Annotated in this window: 16 protein-coding genes and 1 pseudogene; 9 read left to right on the plus strand and 8 right to left on the minus strand. The window is 66.4% G+C overall.

The features are described 5' to 3' along the window. The first annotated feature begins 204 nt into the window (after positions 1-204). A complete protein-coding gene (locus ACQP0C_RS05760) occupies positions 205-861 on the plus strand; it encodes a TetR/AcrR family transcriptional regulator (RefSeq protein WP_433731238.1) in 657 nt (218 codons plus the stop codon). A gap of 30 nt (positions 862-891) precedes the next feature. On the opposite strand, the gene ACQP0C_RS05765 is transcribed toward ACQP0C_RS05760, so the two are convergent. From ACQP0C_RS05765 to ACQP0C_RS05795, 7 genes are all read right to left on the minus strand, one after another. Beyond that, complete coding sequence (locus ACQP0C_RS05765; protein WP_433734450.1) at positions 892-2532, minus strand: TerD family protein; 1641 nt, start codon at positions 2530-2532, stop codon at positions 892-894. A gap of 64 nt (positions 2533-2596) precedes the next feature. Then, positions 2597-3127, minus strand: coding sequence for a hypothetical protein (locus tag ACQP0C_RS05770; protein ID WP_433731240.1), 531 nt, complete (start codon positions 3125-3127; stop codon positions 2597-2599). Between the two features lie 79 nt (positions 3128-3206). Next, entirely contained in the window at positions 3207-4007 is an 801-nt protein-coding gene (locus ACQP0C_RS05775; protein WP_433731242.1) for a family 1 encapsulin nanocompartment shell protein, read from the minus strand. Then, the gene (locus ACQP0C_RS05780) at positions 4004-5032 is read right to left on the minus strand and encodes a Dyp-type peroxidase (protein WP_433731244.1); all 1029 of its coding nucleotides are present in this window, start codon (positions 5030-5032) and stop codon (positions 4004-4006) included. Before ACQP0C_RS05780 ends, ACQP0C_RS05775 begins: the two co-directional genes overlap by 4 nt. 60 nt (positions 5033-5092) lie before the next feature. Continuing rightward, the gene (locus ACQP0C_RS05785) at positions 5093-5419 is read right to left on the minus strand and encodes a cupin domain-containing protein (RefSeq protein ID WP_355176414.1); all 327 of its coding nucleotides are present in this window, start codon (positions 5417-5419) and stop codon (positions 5093-5095) included. A gap of 199 nt (positions 5420-5618) precedes the next feature. Beyond that, positions 5619-6113, minus strand: coding sequence for a dihydrofolate reductase (locus ACQP0C_RS05790; RefSeq protein WP_433731246.1), 495 nt, complete (start codon positions 6111-6113; stop codon positions 5619-5621). Next, positions 6110-6916, minus strand: a complete 807-nt coding sequence (locus tag ACQP0C_RS05795; RefSeq protein WP_433682611.1) for a thymidylate synthase — start codon at positions 6914-6916, stop codon at positions 6110-6112. The genes ACQP0C_RS05790 and ACQP0C_RS05795 overlap by 4 nt, the downstream gene beginning before the upstream one ends. A 43-nt stretch (positions 6917-6959) precedes the next feature. On the opposite strand from ACQP0C_RS05795, the gene cobF reads away from it, so the two are divergent. After that, positions 6960-7718, plus strand: a complete 759-nt coding sequence (gene cobF, locus ACQP0C_RS05800) for a precorrin-6A synthase (deacetylating) (protein ID WP_433731248.1) — start codon at positions 6960-6962, stop codon at positions 7716-7718. On the opposite strand, the gene ACQP0C_RS05805 is transcribed toward cobF, so the two are convergent. Further along, positions 7666-8664, minus strand: a complete 999-nt coding sequence (locus tag ACQP0C_RS05805; RefSeq protein ID WP_433731250.1) for an Lrp/AsnC family transcriptional regulator — start codon at positions 8662-8664, stop codon at positions 7666-7668. The two genes, cobF and ACQP0C_RS05805, sit on opposite strands and share 53 nt — an antisense overlap. Positions 8665-8790: 126 nt before the next feature. Between ACQP0C_RS05805 and ACQP0C_RS05810 the strand changes: the two genes are divergently transcribed. The 7 genes and pseudogenes from ACQP0C_RS05810 to ACQP0C_RS05840 all read left to right on the plus strand — a co-directional run bounded on the left by ACQP0C_RS05810 (position 8791) and on the right by ACQP0C_RS05840 (position 16925). Next, positions 8791-9654, plus strand: a complete 864-nt coding sequence (locus ACQP0C_RS05810) for an SDR family oxidoreductase (RefSeq protein ID WP_433731252.1) — start codon at positions 8791-8793, stop codon at positions 9652-9654. 197 nt (positions 9655-9851) lie between these two features. Continuing rightward, positions 9852-10199: pseudogene (locus tag ACQP0C_RS05815) on the plus strand (zinc-binding dehydrogenase); the annotation flags it as partial. Between the two features lie 15 nt (positions 10200-10214). Then, positions 10215-10841: a TetR family transcriptional regulator gene (locus tag ACQP0C_RS05820; RefSeq protein ID WP_433731254.1), complete on the plus strand. Its 627-nt coding sequence runs from the start codon at positions 10215-10217 to the stop codon at positions 10839-10841. Between the two features lie 2 nt (positions 10842-10843). Continuing rightward, the gene (locus tag ACQP0C_RS05825; RefSeq protein ID WP_433731256.1) at positions 10844-12076 is read left to right on the plus strand and encodes a PucR family transcriptional regulator; all 1233 of its coding nucleotides are present in this window, start codon (positions 10844-10846) and stop codon (positions 12074-12076) included. A 128-nt stretch (positions 12077-12204) separates the two neighbouring features. Then, positions 12205-13683: a class I adenylate-forming enzyme family protein gene (locus ACQP0C_RS05830; protein ID WP_433731258.1), complete on the plus strand. Its 1479-nt coding sequence runs from the start codon at positions 12205-12207 to the stop codon at positions 13681-13683. Between the two features lie 33 nt (positions 13684-13716). Then, complete coding sequence (locus ACQP0C_RS05835; protein ID WP_433731260.1) at positions 13717-15477, plus strand: DUF3556 domain-containing protein; 1761 nt, start codon at positions 13717-13719, stop codon at positions 15475-15477. After that, on the plus strand, positions 15474-16925 hold the full coding sequence (locus ACQP0C_RS05840) for a phytoene desaturase family protein (protein WP_433731262.1): 1452 nt from the start codon (positions 15474-15476) through the stop codon (positions 16923-16925). The genes ACQP0C_RS05835 and ACQP0C_RS05840 overlap by 4 nt, the downstream gene beginning before the upstream one ends. The last annotated feature ends 28 nt before the right edge of the window (positions 16926-16953 follow it).

The following is a 16953-nucleotide window of genomic DNA, read 5'->3' on the forward strand; positions in this document are numbered from 1 at the left end:
TATCGCATGACAGTTTTGCGTTCGCGATCGCGGTTTCGGTGTCCCCTGTGTATCGCTTCCGGGAACGCCGGTAACTTCTGCGTTGCCCGGATTTCTATCGAGTGACAGAAACCTCACATCTCGGCGATCGGCTCGGAATGACCAGACCGGTCTGATCGCTATGGCGGCGGACGGCCGTACTGGACACGATGCCAGAATGGCGTCGTGCCCAATCTCGGTCCCGGCCGTCCCCGTCTCGACCAGCGGCCCCGTCGCGGTCGGACGCCGCGCGACGAGATCCTCGACGCCGCTGGCGAGCTGTTCACCACCAATGGCTATGCCAATACCTCCACCCGCGCGGTCGCGGATGCGGTCGGGATCCGGCAGGCCTCGCTCTACCACCACTTCGCCGCCAAGGACGACATCCTCGACGCACTGCTCGCCGAAACCATCGCGGGTCCACTGGAACTCGCCGAACGCCTGCGCGAGGTGCCCGAACCCGCGCACACCAGGCTGTACGCGCTCGCCTGGTTCGATGTGCGCCAGCTGTGCGCGGCGCACTGGAATCTTGGTGCGCTGTATCTGCTACCGGAGTTGCGCACCGAACGCTTCGCGGCCTTCCGGCTGCGCCGCGACGAACTACGCGGGCACTACGAGACTTTGGCGGCGGCGGTCAGTGCCGAGGCGGGCGTTCCCGGGGCCGAAGGCCTGCCCTTCCGGCTCGTCGAGACGGTGATCAATATCCGCTCGGACGCGGGCAGCGCGCCCGCGCACGCGGAACGCGCCATTCCCGACGCCGTCATGCGAATGCTCGGCTGGTCCGGCGATCTGGACCGACTCCGCGCCGACGCACACGAACTCCTCCAGCACTTGGCGTCCTGAACCGCCTGCGGGTCAGGACTTTCCGTCCACCTAGTCTTTGCCCCGGGTCGCCTGGAACTCGAAGGCCCAGTTGTAGATTCGCGCGATCTCGCGGACGCCGCCGCCGGGCCGACCCGCGGGCGGCCGGATGAAGGTGCCGTCGCGGCGCACGATCAGCTCACCGTTGACATTCTCGATATGCGCCAGGATCACATCGCGGGAATCGTCGTGGCAGCCGCTGATGATCATTTCGATCGGCGGCGAATTGCGCGGGTACAGCGTGGCGGTCGACTGCACGCCCTGGAAGTTGTTCGCGCCCTCATAGATCGAGGCGAAGACCAGAATCCGGCGGAACTGCGCGGTGTAGTCGAGGTTGATATCGAGGTTTTCGCCGGTCGCGCTGCCACCGGTCCGGTCGTCCTGGTCGAGCCGGATGAACGGCGGCCGATCCAGTGCGCCGAAGGAACGGTCGAGGGCCCGAACCGATCCGATTCTGCCGTCGGCCAATTCGAAGAAGCAGCAGAGATCGAGGTCGAGGCTGCTGGCGCGCTTACGGCCGAACAGACCGCCACCGCCGGTCTGCGCGGTGGTCCAATTCAGGTTGACCCGCATGGTGCCCGCCGTCGCGCCGTGTTTGGTCAGCGAGACCGTCGGCGATTCCTTCGTCAGCGACACCTTGCCGAGGCTGACCGGCGCGCCCGTCGACGCGGAACCCGCAGGCGGCGGGGTGAATTGGTGGGGCATCGTCGGCGGCGCGTACGGCTGTGCCGCCGGGCTGGGTGTGTATGGCTGTGGCGTCGGGTCGGGCGGATAAGGCTGTGGCGTCGGGCTCGCCGGGTAAGGCTGGGATACCGGATTCGGCGGGAACCCGGGCGGAGCCGGAGGCGGATAGGGCGGCGGTGCCGCGTACTGCTGCTGCGCGGGCGCGGTGTACGGAGTAGCTGGTGGTGCATACGGCTGCTGCGGTGTTGGCGGCGGCACATACTGCTGTTGCGGTGGGGGCGGAGGTGTGTAGGACTGTTGCGGTGTCGGCGGCGGGTACTGCTGTTGCGCTGCGGCTGGTGGTGTGTATGGCTGTTGCGGTGTCGGCGTGTACTGCGGTGCCGGTGCCGGTGCCGGCGTGCTCGGCTGCTGCGGCGGGATATGCGACGGCGCACTCGACTGCTGCCCGGTCCCCGCATCATCAACCGAAATTCCGAAATCGGTAGCCAGCCCGGCCAACCCGGTCGCATACCCCTGCCCGACCGCCCGGAACTTCCACGCGCCCTGCCGCCGATACAACTCCCCGAGCACGAACGCGGTCTCGGAACTGGCACCCGGGCTGTCGAAGCGCGCCGCCTCCGCACCGCTCACCGCATCGAACACCCGCACATACAGTCCACGGAACTGCCCGAAGGTGCCGCCATCCGCGGAAGCCGCGATGACGATCGTGTCGATCTGCGGTTCGACCTGCGACAGATGCACCGCCAGCGTGTCCGTTACCGTCGTCCCCTGCCGCTTCCCCTCGTGCCGCACCGCGCCGGACGGATGATTCGGCTGGTTGTAGAAGACGAAGTCGTTGTCCGAGCGCACCTTCCCGGAAACGAGTAGTAGTGCCGAGGCATCCGCGTCCGGAACCCCTTGACCTGACTGCCACCCCAGCTCGACGCGGACTGAAGACATCGGCACCACGACATTGGCGCCCTTCATCATCGACACATCTGCCAAGGTATACGACCTCGGCGCGCCCTGTCTCGGGGTATGCGACCGCCTTCGGTCAGTGGGTCGGCGGTGCGATCCGCCAATGTTGTTGCAGCGCACCGGCGATTTCCGGGAGCACCATCACCGGCACGCGCTTATGCCGCAGCATCGCCCGAATCTCGGTGACCTGCTCGCGTTTGCGCATGTCGTACGCGCCGGAGACGGGCCGGCGCACCGGCGGGATGGACAGCAGTACGAGTTCGCCGTGGCGCTCGTCGCCGCCGGTCAGATCCAGCGCCAGCGACCAGCGGGCCCGCTCGTCGAGGGTGAATCGTCCGGCCACCACCCGCTCCCAGTCGATACTGGATTCCTGCCACGGGGTGCGCCGGTAGATCGCCCCCTCGGTGAGCACGACGACGTCCCTGCCGAACAAAGAGACCAGCAGTGCGATGCCGGCCACCGCACCGGCCAGCAATCCGGTGAAGACCCGGTTGAGCCCGAATCCGGCGACGATCGCACTGCAGACCAGCACGGTGGCCGCGATCCCGAGCGACCCGTACAGCATTGCCCGCCGGGTCGGAACCACGCCCGCGCGCACCATCGTCATCTCGACCTCCTGCTTTGCCCGCACAAACCTAGCCGGTACGGATGACCGGTGGCTTCCCGATGCGGGTGGGCCGGCGCATTCAGGCCTCCAGCGCGACCGCGGCTTCCCCGGTGTAGACCAGGAACTGCATACTCTCCTGAAAGTAGAGCTGTACCGATTGCCCGTCGTGGGTGAGGTAGCCGATCGAAAGATCCTGGCCCAGTTGCAGGTCGAAGTCGCCGCCGCGGGTGGTCAGCACGAACGCGCCGTCGATGGCCGGTGCCCAGATGATCTCGCCCTCCGGAATCAGGCGTTCGATATGGGTGCGAATCGGGTGGCCGTGATCGGAGGTCTCGCTGACCGCCGTGTACAGGTCCGCGCTCAACAGCACCGAGTACGGGCCGTCGACGCCCGCCAACCGCAGCGCGCTCAGCGCCTGGGCGACGGCCTCCGGCGCGAGCCGCGGATCGCTGGGCAGCTTGATCGGCGCATTGGACGAACTCGCCCGGATACCGGTGATATTCGCCGCCTGATAGCCCTCGAAGATGGCCCGGTCCTCGGCGAAGGCGATCCGGCGTGCGGCCTCCTTCACCGCGTCCAGATCGGTGTCCTTGGCGCCGCGCTCGACGTCATCGAGTTCCTCGCGCGAGAGCGTGAACGGCACCCGCAGTTCGACCAACGGCGCGACCACGCGCTGGCGGGCCTGCACACCCTCATCGGGCGCGGCGATCGCGGTGGTGCGGCCGAGTCCGACCGCGGAGTAGTCGGTTCCGTGCGGTCCGGACAGGTCCACCACCCGGCGACCGGCGATATGCCGTTTGAAGGTGCGCGTCGCCTCCTGTTCGATCGCCTTCCATGCCTCGGAGGTGATCGGCGCGAGTTCGCGATGGAGGTTGTTCATGACTGACTGCTCCTTTTCAACGTGCCGATACCTAGAGAACCGATAGTGCCAACGCCGTTGGGCGACAAAGATTCCTCGCGCTTTTCCGCGGCGGCCCCGGGCGCTGCGGGAAGGTCGTCGAAGAAGTCCGCGGGTGGCGTGAAGAACAAGGTGCCGGTCACCGCTAGGGAGAAGTCGAGGATGCGGTCGTAGGCCGCCGCCTCCGTGCCGACGAACATCCGGGAGAGCATGGTTTCGGTGACGCTCGGCGTGGCCGCGTAGGCGATGTAGTAGGTGCCGAATTCGCCGTCCTTGACGCTGCCGAAGGGCATATTTGCGCGGACGATCTTGCGCTCGGTGCCATCGGCATCGGTGATGGTGTTCACCGCGACATGCGAATTCGCGGGTTTGTCCGCATCGGAGAGTTCGAAGTCGTCGAGCTTGGTGCGCCCGATCACCCGCTCCTGCTCCTCGACCGACAGTGCCCGCCACTGCGCCATGGTGTGCAGATACTTCTGCACGATGACATAGCTGCCGCCCGCGAAGTCCGGATCCTCATCGCCCACGACGGCCGCGCTGACCGCCGCCGAACCCTCCGGATTCTCGGTTCCGTCCACGAAGCCGAGCAGATCGCGCTGCTCGAAATAGCGGAACCCGACGGTCTGGTCGACGATGGTGATCGCGCCGTCGAGCCGGTCACCGATCGTCATCGCCAATTCGAAACAGGCGTCCTGGGTTTCGGCCTTGATGTGGAAGAGCAGATCGCCGGGGGTGGTCGGGGCGCGATGCACCGCGCCGACGAATTCGGGCAGTTCATGCAATTCGGCGGGCCGCGGCCCGCCGAACAGACGATCCCACGCGGCCGAGCCGATCGATGCGACGCAGGTGAGTCCGGCGCCGGGCACTCGAAAACCCACCGAACGACGCAATCCGGGGAGATCGGCGAGCAGGTCTCGTACCGCTGCTTCGCCACCCTCGTCGATCGTGGCGACGAGGAAGATCGCGGCCGGTGTGAGCGGTTCCAAGATCGACTGCGGCGCACCCATGGGCTCCAGACTAGAGCCCGGCACCGACATACCGGACAGGCGGTGCTGGCCTGTCGGCTACTACTTGGCGACTGTCAGCAGGAATGCGACATCGTCGACCGCCTTGACGCTGTGCCGCGCCTTCGGCACGACCAGCAGGTCCCCGGCCGATCCCTTCCACTCGTTGGTGCCGCTGATCAAGGTCAGTGTGCCGCTGAGTACCAGCAGCGTGGCCTCACCCGCATTATCGTGTTCGGCCAGACTCTGGCCCGCCGAGAGACCGACCACGGTCTGCCGCAGCGCATTGGCATGACCGCCGTAGATGGTTTGCGAACTGCGCCCGCTCGTGGCGGTAGCGGCCAACTTGAGCTGTTGGCGTGCGACCGCAGTCAGCGATTTCTTGTCCATGGACCGCCTTTCGCAGAAGCAATCAGCCGAATCAGGGCTGGTGACACGGGCTGATATCCAGGAGTATGCCCGACCGGCGGGTGACGTGTGTCCGGTTTGACCGCCAGGCCGGTTTACGGCGTATTTGCTGCCATCCGATGATCGGACGGTGGCGTGCGACCGCGAATGAACGATGCTGGCGCTTTGCCGGTTGCTCGGCTCAGGTGCGGGTGTAGCGACGGATCCGGAACCGCAGGCCGGACGTCGACTCGCACCACGGGGCGGTGTCCTCGGCGTGCCATTCCGGGCCGATGGCGGGCGCGTAGGCATCGCCGTCGACATGTGTGTCCACCTCGGTGACCAGCAGGTCGGTCGCGAAATCCATGGCGGCCCGGTAGATTTCGCCACCGCCCATGATCCAGACGTCATCCGGTGCGCAGCTGGCCAATGCGTCGGGAAGGGCGGCGGCGCGTTCGGCGCCCGCCGCCGACCAGTCGGGCTGGCGGGTCACCACGATATTGCGGCGGCCGTCGAGCGGACGGAATCGGGGCGGCAGGGAATCCCAGGTCCGCCGCCCCATAATGACCGGATGCCCCATGGTGACGGCCTTGAAGTTCGCCATATCCTCGGGCACGCGCCAGGGAATGGTGTTCTCGAAGCCGATCACCCCATCCGGGGTCTGCGCCCAGATCAGGCCGATGACGCGATCGGTCACACCGCTACCGGTGCCTTGATCGCCGGGTGATGCTGGTAGCCGACCACTTCCACGTCCTCGTAGGCGTAGTCGAACAGTGTCGGCGCGGGCCGCAGGTTCAGTGTCGGGAACGGATACGGCTCGCGGGTCAGCTGCTCGGTGACCTGCTCGACGTGGTTGTCGTAGATGTGGCAGTCGCCGCCGGTCCAGATGAAATCACCGGGCTCGAGCTCGGTCTGCTGCGCCACCATATGGGTGAGCAGCGCGTAGCTGGCGATATTGAACGGCACGCCCAGGAACAGGTCCGCGCTGCGCTGGTAGAGCTGGCAGGACAACTTGCCCTCGGCCACATAGAACTGGAAGAACGCGTGGCACGGTGCCAGCGCCATCTTGTCGAGCTCGGCCACATTCCAGGCCGAGACGATGATGCGCCGGGAATCCGGATTGGTGCGCAGGGTGTGCAGCACCTCGGCGATCTGGTCGATATGGGTGCCGTTCGGCGTGGGCCAGGACCGCCATTGCACGCCGTAGACCGGGCCGAGTTCACCATGGCGATCGGCCCATTCGTCCCAGATGGAGACGCCGTGCTCGTGCAACCAGGCCACATTGGAATCGCCGCGCAGGAACCACAGCAACTCGTAGACGATCGACTTCAGATGCACCTTTTTGGTGGTGATCAGCGGGAAGCCTTTGGCGAGGTCGTAGCGCAGTTGATGGCCGAACAGGCTGCGGGTGCCGGTGCCCGTGCGATCCGCCTTCGCGGTGCCGGATTCGAGGACCAGTCGGAGCAGATCCTCGTACTGGGTATCAGCATTGTTGGCCACGCCTGGCGAGCTTACTCACCCCCGCACCTGGCAAGCTCGGGCCATGCGCAAGCTTTACGTGATCGGCATCGGTGCGGGCGATCCGGACCAGGTGACGGTGCAGGCGATCAAGGCCATGCGGCAGGTCGAGGTGTTCTTCGTCATCGGAAAGGGTGCCGAGAAGCGGGAACTGGTCGATGTGCGCACAGCGATCCTCGCCGAACACCTCGATCACCCCTATCGCATCGTGGAGATCGCCGATCCGCCGCGCGACCGGGCGCCCGCCGATTACCAGGGCGTTGTCGAGGATTGGCACGATCGCCGCTCGGCACTGCTCGAGGATGCCTTTGCCCAGGTCGACGGTGTCGGCGGCATTCTCGTCTGGGGTGATCCGTCGCTGTACGACAGCACCCTGCGCATGATCGAGCGCGTGCTGGATCGCGGTGCGCAGCGCTTCGACTACGAGGTGATTCCCGGTGTCACCAGCGTGCAGGCGCTGGCCGCTCGGCATCGGATGGTGGTGCATCGCATCGGCGAGCCGGTGCACGTCACCACCGGGCGCCGCCTGCGCGAGGACGGGCTCGGCGGTTCGACGGTGGTGATGCTGGACGGTGACTGTTCGTTCACCGAGGTGCCCGGCGACGATGTGCACATCTGGTGGGGTGCGTATCTGGGCATGCCCGACGAGACGCTGATCGAGGGGCCGCTGCGCGAGGTGGAAAAGGAGATCGTCGAGCGCCGGACGCGTTTGCGTGCCGACAAGGGGTGGATCATGGACGTCTACCTGCTGCGTCCGGGTGCGGGAGACGCCCAGCGGCCTTGACCGTGACGAGGACGGGCGTGGTCTCCAAGGCGTGGATGGCTTCGAGCGCACCGAGGCGCTGGGTGAGGTAGCGGTGCAGTGCCTCGGGATCGGGGCACATCGCTTGTGCGACAAGGTTTGTCGGGCCGGTGGTGGCGGCGACGAAGGCCAGTTCGTCATGGTCGGCGAGCGCGGTCGCCACCCGGTCGAGGTGCGCCGGCGCCACCGACATCCACAGCAGCGCCTGGGTGGTGGCGCCGAAGTGGGCGTCATCGAGTTCGACATCGAAGAAGATCGCCTGGGCCGCCCGTAGCTCCGCGAGTCGCCGGGTGACGGTGGCTTGGGACCAGCCGGTCGCGGCGGCGAGCCGGGCCAGGGTGGCTCGGCCGTCTTGTCGCAGTGCGGCCAGCAGTGCGGCGTCGGTGTCGGCGAGGCCGCGGCGCGGTGCGGGGTCGGATCGGTTCGGCCGCAGGTGATTTCGCTGGTGTTCGGCCAGTGCGGCAGTGTGACCGCGCCACGCGGTCGGGCCGCCGAGGTAGGTGTGCAGGACGTAGTGGGCCGAGACGGCGGTGATGCCAGCGGCGCGGGGGAGGTCCCGCAGCAGGAGCGAGCCGGACGCGGCGGCATCGCGCGGAATATTCACTACCAGCAGGATTTCCGTGCCACCCGAGGTGATCTTGACCCAGGAGGTGTCCTGGCGGCGGGCCAGCGCATGTGCGAGGTGCTGACCGGTGGCGGTGGTTGTCGTCAGGCGCACGAGCCACTGGGTGTGCCCGGCGTGGCTCGGATCGGCGAGGCCGACCACGCGGAGTCCGGCGGTGGCGCGCAGGCGTTGATAGCGGCGGGTGACGGTTTGCGTCGAGACGTTCAGGGCGGCCGCGATCTTGTTGAACGGTGCGCGCCCGTCGATGTGCAGTGCATGGATCAGGCCGCGGTCGACGTCATCGAGCATGGAAATATCTTTCATACCCAGGCAGGATATGGAAAGTATCCGCTGATCTTTGTCGGTCGATGGTTTGTTTCGGCACTGCTGTCGAAGGTGGACCGTGTCACGGGCTCGTCGGAGCCCGGCCGATCGACGAAGGAGAAGTCGATGATTCTGGTGACCGGAGCGACCGGGACCGTAGGCCGCGAGTTGGTCGGCCAATTGCTCGCGTCGGGAGTGTCGGTCCGGGCGACCACGCGGCGGCCCGATACCACCGGACTGCCCGACGGTGTCGAGGTGGTGCGCGCGGATCTGGGCGATCCGGATGCCCTCGCCGCTGCGATGCGCGGTGTCGATCGAGTGTTCCTGCTGTCCAGCGGACCCGAAATCCCCACCCACGACGCGAATCTCGCGCATGCGGCGGCCCGCGCCGGGGTCGGGCACCTGGTCAAGCTGTCATCCGGTCGCACCGGCGACGACACCGCGACCGATCCGATTCCGACCTGGCACCGCGCCGGTGAACGGGCGGTCCGCGACAGCGGGGTCGCGTGGACCATGGTGCGCCCCTTGGGATTCATGGCCAATGCCCTGCACTGGGCCGATTCCATTCGCGACCACGGCGCGGTCTACGCGCCCTTCGGCCAGGGCCGCATCGCCGTGGTCGATCCGCACGATATCGCCGCGGTCGCCGCGAAAGCCCTCACCACCAGCGGTCACGAGGGGCAGATCTACACACTGAGCGGACCGGAACCGCTCTCACCCGGCGAGCAGACCGGCATCCTCGCCGACGTACTCGGCCGACCGCTGCGCTACGTCGAGGTCGCACCCGCCGCCGCCCGCCGGTCGGTCATCGACCACGGCGTACCGGACGAGATGGCCGACGCCATCATGGCGCTGCGGGCCACCGCACTGGAGGCATTCACCTCGGTTGTACATCCCACCGTCGAGCGGATCACCGCGACCCCACCACGCTCCTTCCGCGAATGGACCGAAAACCATCGCGACCACTTCACCCGCGTGGTCGTGGCATAGCTTCAGTCCACGGTCCGCAGCCGGGTGATCACGATCAGTGCCCAGGCAGACCACGTCCACATCGCCCGCGGTACGCATCGAAACCCACGCCCGCCACAGCGAACATGTGGGAGTGCTCGGTGGCGCGAAGCAGGTCGACCACTGTCACCAGGTCGGCCATGAAGCAAACGCGCCGCATAGGCCAGTTCATCGTCGAATTGGTCGTTTCCGCGGCCGCGGGCGCCGTCGGCAGCTCGCCGGTCAGATCGCAAAGATCAAGGGCGCGAACGTGATCGGGATCGCGGGCGGCGCCGAGAAATGCCGGATGCTGACCGAGGAACTCGGCTTCGACGCCGCTATCGACTAACGGCAGGAGAACGTCCTGCAGCGTTTTCGACTACGCGGATCGTTATGGTGAGGCCGTCGCCGAGATCTCCGATCGGCTGGCCGCGGGCAAGATCAAGAGCAGGGAACATGTCGTGGACGGCGGTGTCGATCGTCTCGGTGAAACCTTGAACATGCTGTTCACCGGTGCCAACACCGGCAAACTCGTGCTCGCTGGGTAGAGCCATACTGTCCAGGTGACCGATACAGAGGACCTCTCGCGCGCGGACCAGACCCGGGCGCGGCTGCTCGACGCGGCGGTGGTTGCCTTCGCTGAATGCGGCTTCCACGGCTCGACGACCCGCGACATCACGTCGATCGCCGGGGTGAGCACGGGGGCGATCTACGTGTACCACCGCTCCAAAGAAGAGTTGCTCTACGAGATCTCGCGCACCGGTCACCTGGACACCTTGGAGCGTATTCGCGCTGCCATCGCTTCGGCACAAGACCCCGCCGACCAACTGATCGCGTCGATGCGGGAATTCGCGATCCATCACGCACGCACCCACACTGTGGCGCGGATCATCAACTATGAACTCGCCGCTCTGAGCCCAGAACATCAACAGGAGATCAAGGAAACCCGGCGCGCGATCGAAGGGGAGGTCCGGAGCTCGATCGAGCGAGGTGTCGCCACCGGGGTGTTCGAGAACTCGAATACCCACATGGCCGCGACCGCCCTGCTTTCGCTGGGAATAGATATCGCGCGCTGGTATCACGAGGGTGGTTCCTGGTCACCGGAGGACATCGGTGACTATTACGCGGACCTTGCGCTACGGATCGTGGGCAGTCGGAGGTCGAGTCCGCCGGGGCCCGCTCGATCGTGAACATGCACAGCGACGCCGCGGAACTGCTCGCGAGGATCGCGGGCGGACTGAGCCGGCATGCGCTGGCCTTGTCCGAACGTTTGACGGAGCAGATGCTCCAGATCGAGCCGGAGCTGCGTGGCGACAGGCGGGTGGAGTCATTGCTGCGGGCCAGCGTCACCGGCAACGTCGTGATCGCTTTGCATATCTACGAACTCGGGCTGGACATCGGTGAGCTCGATGCGCCGGCGGAGGCGTTGGAATACGCCCGTCGGCTGGCCCAGCGTGGCACCTCGATCGCCGCGCTGCTGCGGGCGTACCGCATCGGGCAGCGATTGTTCAACGACCACATGCTCGGTGAGATCACCGCGGCGACGAACGACCTCGACCTGGTCACAGCGGCGGTGGCCGAAATGAACGACCGCTCGTTCGCCTATACCGATCGCGTCTCCCAACAAGTCGCGACCGCCTACCAGGACGAGCGGGACCGATGGCTGCAGAACCAGATGGCCGTCCGCACCGCTCGGGTGCGCTCGATCCTGTCCGGACAGCGTGTCGACCCGGGTGACAGCGAGCGCGCCCTGGGATATCGGCTCGACCGAACCCACTTGGGCCTGGTCGTCTGGTCCGACGCGGGCGTCGATCAACTGCGTGTGGCAAAACAAGTGGTGACGACCATCGCCGATCAGGTGTCCTGCCAAGGACAACCTCTGCTGATCCCGGCCGACGAATCGACCCTGTGGGCGTGGCTCCCGCAACCGGAACTCGAAGTGGATCCCGCCGCGGTGAGTACTCCGGGGGCGACATGGGTGGCGGCGGGCAGAACTGCCGCGGGGCTGGAGGGCTTCCGACTGACCCATCGCCAGGCGATTCAAGCGCAGGTGGTCGCGATGTCCGCACCGGCACCGCAGCGCGCGTCGGTGTCTTGTTCGGCACAGGCTGGGCCGATCGCGCTGATGTGTTCGGATCTGGCCGCTACGCGGGCGTGGATCGGCGAAATCCTTGGGTCGCTGGCGCGTGACGACGATGCCACGGCAGAGCTGCGCGAGACGGCGCGTGTCTTCCTGGACACCAATGGCAGCTTCCAGACAACGGCCGAGCGGCTGGTACTGCACCGCAATACCGTCCAGTACCGGATCCGGAAGGTGGAGGCGGTACTGGGGCATTCACTGCGGGAGGGACGGCTGGACGTCGAAGTCGCCCTGCTGGCGTGCCGCTGGCTGGGGTCGACAGTGCTGCAGTCGGTGGGTGACTGAGACCTCCGTTGTGCGGCGCGCACGATCGCGCCGATTTCTTCATGCGCGCGCTATATGGTCCAGGTCACATCGCCTTCTTAACGTGGCATTCACCACAAGTGAGCTACTGCGTTAGCAAGGAGATCGACATGCACTTCGCTGCCCTCCCGGATGTACGCGCCGGAAGGTTCCCCGCCAACCCCTGTCTTGCCGACGACAATATGGGGCGGATCACCAACGCCGAGTTCCTCGACCTCGTGCAGAAGTACGCCGATCGGTTGTCGAAGGCCGGGATCGGTGTCGGCGACGTTGTCGCCGTGATGCTGCCCAATCGGCTCGAATTGATCGTGGCATTGTTCGCGGCCTGGCGGCTCGGTGCCGCTGCGACGCCGATCGGCCCGTCGCTGACCTCGGCCGAGGTGGAATATCAGCTGAACGATTCCCGCGCTCGCGTACTGGTCTGCGCTGACGACGGCGAGTCCGGCCAAGTCGATGTACCGCAGCGGCTTTCGGTGCCAGAGCTGGATCGGCACGAAGGCCGCGTCGGTGACGCGGAGGTGACCGAGTTCTCGAACGAAGCGCTGGCGTTGATCATCTACACCAGCGGTACCACCGGACGCCCCAAGGGCGTCGAGCTGACGCACGCGAACATCATGGCGATGGCCGAGACGATGGTCGCCGGCATGCGGCTGACCGCTGAGGACCATAGCCTGCTGATTCTGCCGCTGTTCCACGTCAACGGCATCGTGGTCAGCGTGCTCTCGCCGCTGCTCGCCGGCGGCCAGACCACTGTCGCGGGCCGGTTCTCGCCGCAGACCTTTTTCGACAGGGTCGAGGCGGCGCGGCCGACCTATTTCTCTGCGGTGCCGGCCATTTACGCCATGCTGTCGGCGCTGCCGTACGAGATCCGGCCCGATACCTCCTCGGTCCGGTTCGCCCTGTGCGGTGCGGCTCCGATGCCTGTCGAACTGCTCGCCCGGTTCGAGCAGCGCTACGGTGTCCCGATCTACGAAGGCTATGGCCTGTCGGAGGGGACGTGCGCGAGCACGGGCCATCCGCTCGACGGTGTCCGCAAACCCGGCACCGTCGGTATCGCGCTGCCGGGGCAGGAGATCGCCATCGTCGACAGCGACGGCAATTTTCTCGGTGCGGGATCGGTGGGCGAGGTCGTCATCAAAGGCCCGACCGTGATGCGCGGATATTTGGGTCGGCCCGAGGAGACGGCGCAGGTGATCGTCGATGGCTGGCTGCACACGGGAGATGTCGGTCGCATCGACGCCGACGGCTACCTCACCCTGGTCGATCGCATCAAGGACATGATCATCCGCGGCGGCGAGAACATTTATCCCAAGGAGATCGAGTCCGCGATCTACACCCACCCGCAGGTGCTCGAGGCCGCCGTGATCGGGCGAGCACACCCTGTCTACGGCGAAGTACCCATCGCCTTCGTGTCCTATCGCGATGGCGCCGCGATCGAGCCGGAACAGCTGCTCGATCTGCTACGGGAGACCTTGGCCGGCTACAAGCTTCCCGAACTGATCGTGACCGTCGAGGAGATCCCGAAGAACCCCGTCGGAAAGATCGATAAGCGGACTCTGCGCGCCCGCTCGATCGACGCACCCCTCTGACTCCCCTCCGTTCCATCTCGAAAGACATCTGCCATGGGATTCACAAAACCTGATCTTCCGAATATCGATTACGCCGATTGGAAGACTCGCCCGCGCGGCGAACGGCTCCGCACGGTCGCGGAACACTGGGTCGAGCACGGCTTCGGCACCCCTTATGCCGTCTACCTGCTCTACATCGTCAAGTGCGCCCTGTACGTTCTCGGCGCGGCGGCGGTAATCTCGCTGACTCCTGGACTGGGAGCGTTCGCCGAGATCACCTCGTGGTGGACCGAGCCGATCGTCTACCAGAAACTGGTCGTGTGGACCCTGCTGTTCGAAATCCTCGGGTTCGGGTGTGGTTTCGGGCCGCTCACCATGCGATTCCTGCCGCCGATCGGCGGGCTGCTGTACTTCCTGCGCCCCGGCACCCTGCGCCTGCCGCCGTGGCCGGGGAAGGTGCCGTTCACCCGTGGTGACGAGCGCGGCATCATCGACGTCGCCCTGTATGCGGTCGTCCTCGGATCCGGAATCTGGGCGTTGCTCGCCCCCGGTCACGGCGCTGCGCCCGTGGACGGCAGTTACGTAGGCCTGCTCGATCCCACGGTCGTCGTCGCTCTGGTCGTCGCCCTCGGCGTGCTGGGATTGCGGGACAAGACGGTGTTTCTGGCTGCCCGGTCCGAGCACTACCTGTTGATGCTGCTGATGTTCTTCGTCCCGTTCGCCGACATGGTGATCGGATTCAAGCTGGTCATGCTGGCGCTGTGGTGGGGTGCGGCCACCTCGAAGCTCAACCATCACTTCGGGCACGTGGTAGCGGTCATGATGAGCAACAGCCCGGTCATGCGGATCAAATGGCTCGAGCGCAAGATGTACCGCAACCCGCCGCAGGACCTGCGCCCGTCACGGATCCCGGCCCTGCTGGCCCACGGCGGCACCATGGTGGAATACCTGGTTCCCGCCTACCTGGTCTTCCTCGGCCACGGCGGCCCGCTGACCTGGGCGGCGATCATCTTCATGGCGGTGTTCCACCTGCACATCATCTCCACCGTGCCGATGGGCGTGCCGCTGGAATGGAACATCTTCTTCATCTTCAGCCTGTTCTACCTGTTCGGACACTACGGTTACCTCCACGTCTCGGGGCTTCGGTCTCCGCTGGTGCTCGCGCTGATCTTGTTCTCCACACTCGTCGTCATCCTCGGACATGTTCGGCCGCAATGGGTTTCGTTCCTGACATCGATGCGCTACTACGCCGGCAACTGGGCCACCAGCGCCTGGTGTTTCCGTGGGGACGCCGAGCTGAAGCTCGAGCAGCAGGTGACCAAGAGCGCCGCGCTGCCGATCACTCAGTTGACCAAGCTGTACGGCCCCGAGATCGCCGACATCCTGATCCAGAGTGGGATGGGCTGGCGATCGATGCACACCCACGGCCGGGCGCTCAACGGTCTGATCGCACGGGCCGTCGACAACGAAGCCGACTATGCCATCCGCGACGGAGAGATTGTCGCCGGCCCGCTGCTGGGCTGGAACTTCGGTGAAGGGCACCTGCACAACGAACAATTGCTGGCAGCGCTGCAGCGTCGCTGCCAGTTCGAGGAAGGCGAGGTGCGCATCGTCGTTCTCGAATCCCAGCCCATCCACCGGCAACGCCAGGCATATCGCATCGTCGATGCCAGGACCGGAGTCGTGGAGGAGGGCTACGTGCTGGTCGAGGACATGCTGGCGCGCCAGCCGTGGCCGGAGCCGGGCGATCCGTTCCCCGTGCATCCGCTCCGCCGCGCCGACACCCGGGCTCTGCCCTCGGCGCGTGTGCGATGACCACGGCGATCGTCGTCGGCTCCGGACCGAACGGACTGGCCGCCGCCGTCACGCTGGCCCGTCACGGCGTCGACGTCACTGTGCTCGAGGGTGCGGCCACTATCGGCGGCGGCACCCGCTCCGGTGAGCTCACCCTCCCCGGGCTGCTGCACGACCACTGCTCGATGGCCCACCCCATGGCCGTCGGGTCGCCGTTCTTGACCGGAATCGATGCGGCCCGATACGGATTGGAGTGGGCGTGGCCGGAAATCGACTGCGTGCACCCGCTCGACGACGGAAAAGCGGGAGTGCTGCACCGGTCCGTCGACGACACCGCCGCGGGCCTGGGCCCCGACGGCTCGATCTGGCGGCGCCTGTTCGCCGGCCCCTCCGCTGGATATGAGCTGCTGGCGACCGATTTTATGCGACCGCTCCTGCGGATACCGTCACATCCGCTGCGGTTGGCGCGATTCGGCATCCCGACCCTGATCCCCGCCGCCGCGCTCGGACGGCTGTTCCGGACCGAGCAGGGACGGGCGCTATTCGCTGGGAATATGGCGCACGGCTGGCAACCACAGCACCGGATCCTGTCCGCGGCAATCGGTCTCGGCATCACCACCGCCGGCCATCGTTACGGGTGGCCGGTCGCGGTGGGCGGCTCGCGCGCCATCACGGACGCCATGGCGGCCGCGTTGACAGATCTGGGTGGAAAGATCGAGACCGGCCTCTGGGTCGAGTCGCTCGATCAACTGCCGCCAGCCGACCTCATGCTGTTCGATCTCGCCCCGGCCGCGATCGCCGACATAGCCGGTGACCGGCTGCCGTCGCGGGTCTCCCGAGCGTACCGGCGATTCCGACACGGGCCCGCCGCCTACAAGGTCAGTCTGGCTGTCGAGGGCGGCATACCGTGGACCAACCCCAACGCCGGCAAAGCGGGAAGCCTGCACGTCTGCGGCAGCGCCGCCGATGTCATCCGTGCCGAACGCGCAATCCATCGAGGCCGGCTGCCCGACCGGCCCTTCATCGTGGTCGGACAGCAGTACCTCGCCGACCCCACCCGATCACGCGGAAACCTACACCCCATAGATCTGTATGCTCATGTGCCACAAGGGTATTCGGAGGACGCCACCGACGCACTGCTCGACGCGGTCGAGCGGTTCGCACCCGGGTTCCGGGACCGCATCGTCGCGACCACCGTGGTCGGCCCCACCGCTATGCAGGCCTACAACCCCAACTATGTGGCCGGCGACATCCTCACCGGCAACAAGAACATTCACCAACTGCTCTTCGGCGGACCGCGCATCACCCTGCGCCCCTACCAGATAGCGGACCGGATGTTCATCTGCTCGGCCGCCGTCCCACCGGGGCCGGGAGCGCACGGGATGAGCGGATACAACGCGGCAGCCGCGGCCATGCGAAAGTTCGCCGCCCCCACCGAGACACATGCCGACTTCGGACCCGCACCCTGATGCGCTACCGGCCACGTGGGCCCAGTCG

Origin of the sequence: Nocardia sp. CA-129566, assembly GCF_050956075.1 — a bacterium.
GTDB lineage: Bacteria > Actinomycetota > Actinomycetes > Mycobacteriales > Mycobacteriaceae > Nocardia.